The 6000-nt window shown below is 68.0% G+C and carries 6 protein-coding genes; 1 reads left to right on the top strand and 5 read right to left on the bottom strand.

Annotated features, from left to right (window positions below; all coding sequences use genetic code 11):
* Window positions 1–296 precede the first annotated feature (296 nt).
* The 3 genes from P3L18_RS12215 to P3L18_RS12205 form a co-directional block, all read right to left on the bottom strand.
* Window positions 297–1151 (bottom strand): TIGR02569 family protein, encoded by an 855-nt coding sequence (locus tag P3L18_RS12215; RefSeq protein ID WP_006368649.1) that lies wholly within the window; start codon window positions 1149–1151, stop codon window positions 297–299.
* A gap of 64 nt (window positions 1152–1215) precedes the next feature.
* Window positions 1216–2391 carry an adenylyltransferase/sulfurtransferase MoeZ gene (gene moeZ / locus P3L18_RS12210; RefSeq protein WP_079930548.1) on the bottom strand — a complete coding sequence of 392 codons (1176 nt, stop codon included), beginning with the start codon at window positions 2389–2391 and terminating at the stop codon, window positions 1216–1218.
* An 88-nt stretch (window positions 2392–2479) separates the two neighbouring features.
* Complete coding sequence (locus P3L18_RS12205) at window positions 2480–3478, bottom strand: DUF3152 domain-containing protein (protein WP_276114178.1); 999 nt, start codon at window positions 3476–3478, stop codon at window positions 2480–2482.
* 407 nt (window positions 3479–3885) lie between these two features.
* Here P3L18_RS12205 and P3L18_RS12200 point away from each other — a divergent pair, with 407 nt between their 5' ends.
* Complete coding sequence (locus tag P3L18_RS12200) at window positions 3886–4593, top strand: TetR/AcrR family transcriptional regulator (RefSeq protein ID WP_014360818.1); 708 nt, start codon at window positions 3886–3888, stop codon at window positions 4591–4593.
* A gap of 64 nt (window positions 4594–4657) precedes the next feature.
* On the opposite strand, the gene P3L18_RS12195 is transcribed toward P3L18_RS12200, so the two are convergent.
* Together P3L18_RS12195 and P3L18_RS12190 are read right to left on the bottom strand one after the other, a co-directional pair.
* Window positions 4658–4888 carry a DUF3107 domain-containing protein gene (locus P3L18_RS12195; RefSeq protein ID WP_006368653.1) on the bottom strand — a complete coding sequence of 77 codons (231 nt, stop codon included), beginning with the start codon at window positions 4886–4888 and terminating at the stop codon, window positions 4658–4660.
* Between the two features lie 153 nt (window positions 4889–5041).
* Window positions 5042–5731: a ferritin-like fold-containing protein gene (locus P3L18_RS12190; protein ID WP_006368654.1), complete on the bottom strand. Its 690-nt coding sequence runs from the start codon at window positions 5729–5731 to the stop codon at window positions 5042–5044.
* Window positions 5732–6000 lie beyond the last annotated feature (269 nt).

Genomic DNA, 6000 nt, shown 5'->3' with positions numbered 1-6000 from the left:
AAGGGGTCTCGAGGCTCGTCGCTGGCGCTCCTCGGCACCTCGACCATCGGATGGGGACCGCCGAACCTCATATATCGCTGGTCGAGGTGCGAGCCGCGTGCGGCGAGCCTCGAGACCACCTGAGCCGACGCTGGATTCGAACCACCGTGCACCAGATACCCATCGGCACAACAGGTCTCGAGGCGGGAAGCTGCAAGGATGTCATTGTGGCCCGGAAGCCCGTCGGCACCAGGGGTCTGGAGTCCTCGACCATCGGGTGGGAAAGGTGACGGCGCCCGCACCCACAGGTGAACGCGCTACACCATGAGCCGCACGATATCGACGACGCGCTTGAGTCCCGGTAACGCGCCGGCGGTCGACCGCGGGTGCAGAGCGTGGACCGCCAGGCGGAACATGGTGGCGCGCAACATCATCTGCGGCCACTCCGGCTCGTCGGACCAGCGCTGCACGAGGTCGTCGTCGGCGCCACCCCAGGCCAGCGAGTCCACGACCACCACCGCCGCCGCCCACGACGCCGGCCGCCAGTAGGGCACGATGTCGGTGATCCCAGGTGCGGCCGCACCGGCGAAGAGCACTGTGCCGAACAGGTCACCATGCACCACCTGGCTCGGCAGGTCGACATTCTTGCGCAGAGTCGCAAGGGTTTTGAGGATCTCGATACTCTCCTGGCCGTCCGGTGAGGTCGGCTCGGACATCCCTGCGGCACGTGCCGAGCGCATCGGGGTGTCCTCCCATGCGGCGCGATCGGCTGCGGCGAAGACGTCGACGTCGGTGTGCGGCGGCGCGGGCTGCTGGAGCAGGAATCGTGGTCGCTCGAGTCCGGCGATGGCTTCGTGCAGTCGTTCGGCCACCGACACAACCTCGTCGTGGCGGGGTTCGGGGACGCCGGCGATATAGGTGTCCGCGCGCCATCCGGAGACGACATATCGACCGTCGGTGGCCCGGAACGGTCGCGCGATCCGCAAGCCCTCGACGTAGAGATTCTCGCGGACCGAGGCCGACCACGCCGCGCGCGCGTGGTCGGGTACCAGCGACAGCACGACCTCCCCGACGCGCCACCCCCCGACCCAGCGCTCGCCCATGGCGATGGGCGGGTGGGCGGTCAGCCCGAACGTGTTGAGCACGTGCTCGGGTGGCTCGACGGTGTTCACGTCTGCAGAGATTACCGAGGTGGTGGCCTGAAGCCGCGCAGCGACGCGGCTGCGAGGTGCCGCGTCAGTAGACCGGCAGTTCCTTGTCGACCTGATTGGCCCATGCGGTGATGCCACCCTGCAGGTGCGTGGCATCGGCGAATCCGGCCCGCTTGAGCGCGGCAAGCGCCTCCGCCGACCGGATTCCGGTCTTGCAGTACAGCACCGTCGGCCGGTCCTGCGGGATCTGGGCCAGTGCGGCACCGGACAGGATCTGATCCTTGGGCACCAGGGTCGCGCCGTCGATGTGCACGATGTCCCACTCGACCGGCTCGCGCACATCGACCAGTGCCAGCTTCTCGCCCGCGTCGATTTTCTCCTTGAGTTCGACGGCGGTCAGTGTCGAGCCGGCCGCCGCCTGGGCGGCCTCGTCGGAGACGACACCGCAGAACGCCTCGTAGTCGATCAGACCGGTGATCTTCTCCCCCTCGGGATCCTTGCGAATCCGGATGGTGCGGTAGGTCATGTCGAGGGCGTCGTACACCATCAGCCTGCCGAGCAGTGGCTCACCGATGCCGCAGATCAGCTTGATCGCCTCGGTGCCCATGATGGAACCGATCGAGGCGCACAGGATGCCGAGCACCCCGCCCTCAGCGCACGAGGGCACCATGCCCGGTGGCGGCGCCTGCGGGTAGAGATCGCGGTAGTTGATGCCGCGGCCGTCGGGGGCGTCCTCCCAGAACACCGAGGCCTGCCCCTCGAAGCGATAGATCGATCCCCACACGTACGGCTTGTGCGCGAGTACCGCGGCGTCGTTGACCAGATATCGGGTGGCGAAGTTATCGGTGCCGTCGAGGATCAGGTCGTACCCGGAGAACAGCTCGATCGCCCCCTCGGGTTCGAGGCGCTGATCGTGGATGTTCACGGTGATGAACGGATTGATCTCGAGGATCGAATCGCGGGCACTCTCGGCCTTGGGCCGACCGACGTCGGACTGGCCGTGGATGACCTGACGCTGCAGGTTGGACTCGTCGACGACGTCGAACTCGACGATGCCGATCGTGCCGACACCGGCGGCGGCGAGATAGAGCAGCGTCGGCGAGCCGAGTCCACCGGCACCGATGACGAGCACCTTGGCGTTCTTGAGGCGTTTCTGCCCGTCCATCCCGACGTCGGGGATGATCAGGTGCCTGCTATAGCGCGCGACCTCGTCGTTGGAGAGTTCGGCCGCTGGTTCCACCAGCGGGGGCAAGGATGACACGGCAGGCCTCCCGGGTATGCGAGTCGGACGGGTGAACTGAGTCGAACAACGACCCGGCGCACCTCGTCATTCCCGCGAGCGCAACGGCTCAGCCGGCGCTCGTTCCCTCGGGGAACGGCCACGGGTTGGGTTTGCAGACCAGGGCCGGATTGGCGCGGATGTCCGGATCGAGCGCCATGATCTCCGAGTTGGACACCCCGAAGGACTGCTGCATCATGATCGGCGCCGGCGCACCGTTGGCCGGGCACGGGACGTGATGCTCATACCCGATGCCGTGACCTACTTCGTGGTTCACCAGGTATTGCCGGTAGGCGACGTCATCGCCCTCGTAGGATTGCGCGCCGCGAATCCAGCGCGCCTCGTTGAGGGTGACCCGTTCCTGTGGCGGATAGAAGCACGAGGTCTCCAGTTTGATCTGGTACCCGCACAGTTCGCGCGTGGTGTTCGTCGACGTCAGGGACACCCGCAGGTCCGGGTTGCCGCGATCGATCCGGCGGAACGACACCTTGCCGTCACCGATCCAGCTCTTGTCGTTGGCCAGCGTGGCGTCGACCATCTTCGCGAACGCCTGATCGCCCCCGTATTCGGCCGGGATCAGGCCGTTCTCGACCTCGACGGTATAGGTGTACACCTGCCCGCCGCGACCGACCTGCGGGGTCGTACCCGGCACCACGTGAAAGGTCTTGCGCCCCACCGTGGTGAAGCCGCCGCCGCCCGGCAGCGCCCCCGCCGGCAGCTGCGCGGGCGAGATCTCCCCGGTGGGCGCACCGATCGGCCGGGTCTCCTTGGTGACCTCGGCGTTGCGGGCCGACGGGTCCGGGCCGACCGGCGCGCCGGCGTTGGTCGTGTTGTCGTCGCGGATCGTGTAGACGAGCAGCACGATGGTCAGGACCACCAGAACCGGGATCGCGTAGGCACGCCACCCGTAGGTGGCCACGAATCGGCCGATCGCGCTCTGTTTCTTGCGCGGTGCCGCGCTGTCGCGGTCCGAGCGTGGCCGGCCGTTGTCGTCGGTCGGGTCCCAGCGGGCGCGCAGCGGCTGATCGGGAAGCGGGCGCCGGCGAGTCGTCGTCGCGGACCGGGGCATGGCCGTCGACGGGCCGGTGGACGACGAGGCGGTCGGGGGCTGGCCGGTCGGGGGCTGGGCGGCACCGACCGGAGGCTGGTCCGTGCGGTTCTCGCCTGTCCCCGTTGGCGTCTGGGCTGCCGCGTACGATCCACCGGGCGCTGACGATCCACCCGGCGCGACCGATCCACCGGGCGTCTGGTCACCGGCGCGTGGCGACCGCGGACCGACCTCGCGCGCACGGGGCCGCCCCGTCCGGCGCTCCGCGCTCCCCGTCCCCGACGCATCATCTGTGCGGCTCACGGTTCACACCCTCTCACAGAACCGGCCAATACCACGTGCGACATCACACGTGCTCATCGAAGGCTGTGAATTCACTTGTGCGATCCACGCGGTTTATGGGTCAGGAGTCCGAGTACCCTCTAACCATGTCAACGGCGGCTAATGTCTCCTCCGGGCGCAACGGCACCCGGCTTCCGCGGAGTGCACGGCGCTTGCAGTTGCTCGAGGCCGCGAGCGAGATCTTCGTCGAGCGCGGCTATCACTCGGCGGGCATGGACGAGATCGCAATCCACGCGGGCGTCAGCAAACCGGTGCTCTACCAACACTTCCCGTCGAAGCTCGATCTCTACATCGCGGTGGTCGATTCGCACGCGGAAAAGCTGGTCGTCGATGTGAACAACGCATTGCTCACCACCACCGACAATCACCAGCGCGTACAGGCGGCGGTGCAGGCGTTCTTCGACTTCATCGACTCCGACAACTCCGGATATCGGTTGATCTTCGCCTCCGACGTGATGGACCCGGCGGTCATCCGCCGCACCGAGGGGGCCACCGAGGCCTGCGTGGACGCGGTCTACGGACTGGTCATGCAAGATTCCGGACTCGACCCCTACCGCTCACGCATGCTGGCGGCCGGGCTCGTCGGAGCGAGCCAGGTCAACGCCCGCTACTGGCTCGAGGCCCGCCGTCCGATCGACAAGCAGACCGCGGTGGACACCACCGTCGCCCTGCTCTGGGGTGGCCTGTCCCATGTGCCGCGTCAGGTCGAGATCGACGCCGCGGCGTCGGCCCGCGCCGCCGCAGGCCCGGATCCGGAGTCGGCCGCCGACGACATGGAGCAGTCGGCCGGTTGAGACGAAAGAACGCACCGAGCCGACCTGCTCGATGCGTTCTTCTCGGGTTGTGCGCGGTAACCGGTCAGGAACCGAAGCCGACCCGTCGGTTCTCCGCGGCGCCGACCTCGACGTAGGCGATTTTGGCAGCCGGCACGAGGTAGCGCGCACCGCGATCGTCGGTGAGCGAGAGCAGCGGCTCCTTGCCGGTCAGCACGGCCTCGACGGCCGCGAACGCCTTGTCACTCTCCAGCGGAGACTGGATCGACAGTTCGCGAGGGCTGTCGGTGATACCGATCTTCACTTCAATGGTCATGGCCACCCTTCTGTGTGGAAACCTCGTGCGTCCACGCCGGCGGAGGAGACGCCGAGTGCCTGCCGCACAAGGCTAGTCCAGCGATCGCGGTGACCCACACCGGCTCCGCTCATAGCGAAAAGCGCCGATCTCCACCTTCGAACCCGAGCCCGATCAGCCCAACCCCATGTCGGACATCCGCTCGGCGTGCCGAGCGGTGATCGAGTCGAAGAAGTCGGCGACACCGTTGAGTGAGGTGGCCCCGGAGAACAGCAGGTCGGTCACGCCCTCCTCGGCCGCGAGCACCCACTGGGCGTGCGTGACGGCCTCACCGAGCAGGCGTCGGCCCCACAGGGTCAACGGCGAACGCAGCGCCGGATCGGCGGCGATCGCCGCCTTGACCTGCTCCCGCGCGAACTGGGAGTTCCCGGTCTCGGCCATCACCTGGGCGACCACCTGCTGGGCGACCGGCGGCATCATCTCGGAGAGCTCGGTGTAGAAGTCGGCGGCCAGCCCGTCGCCGACATAGGCCTTCACCAGAGCCTCGAGCCAGGTCCGTGGGGTGGTTGCGCGGTGGTACTGGTCGAACACGGCGCGATAACGCTCGACCGACTCGGCGGGATCGAGTCCGCGGCGCGACACCTGCTCGGCAAGCAGTTCGAAGTGCGCGATCTCCGAGGCCGCCATCCGCGCGATGGCGATCCCGCTGGGAATGTCGGGGGCCATCGAGGATTCGTCGATCAGCCGGTAGAACGCGGCGTACTCGCCGGCGAGGAGCACCGCGAAGAGCTTGCCGACGGCCCTGTCCTCCTCGTCGTCGGGGGTTGCCGGGAGGGGTTCGGGCGAGGCGGTGGGCGACGACATGCCCCGATGGTAACGGTCGCGCGTGCAGGCGGCCGGTGAGCACCACGTACAATTGTGGACGGTGTGGTCGGCGAACGCCGGTCGTCCATGCACGTGGAGGCAGCCTTCCGGCGCCCTGCGCGCGTGCGACGCCGAGGGGTTCTCACACTCGGAGCCCGTCGGAATTCACCGACTCCTCGCAGACCACCCGGACATTGCGCGCGCACTGCCGAGCCCACCCGCTCGCCCGACGCGACCATGGCGGTCGCGCGGCGAACGCGAACCACCGG

The organism is Gordonia sp. N1V (assembly GCF_029269935.1).
Taxonomy (GTDB): Bacteria; Actinomycetota; Actinomycetes; order Mycobacteriales; family Mycobacteriaceae; genus Gordonia; species Gordonia polyisoprenivorans.
The sequence above is the reverse complement of the archived record's forward strand: the minus strand, read 5'-3'. Positions and strand labels throughout refer to the sequence as shown.

Coding starts and splice junctions, on each gene's coding strand:
- P3L18_RS12200 (WP_014360818.1), top strand. CDS start 3,886: ATGTCAACGGCGGCTAATGTCTCCTCCGGGCGCAACGGCACCCGGCTT.
- P3L18_RS12195 (WP_006368653.1), bottom strand. CDS start 4,888: ATGACCATTGAAGTGAAGATCGGTATCACCGACAGCCCTCGCGAACTG.
- P3L18_RS12205 (WP_276114178.1), bottom strand. CDS start 3,478: ATGCCCCGGTCCGCGACGACGACTCGCCGGCGCCCGCTTCCCGATCAG.
- P3L18_RS12190 (WP_006368654.1), bottom strand. CDS start 5,731: ATGTCGTCGCCCACCGCCTCGCCCGAACCCCTCCCGGCAACCCCCGAC.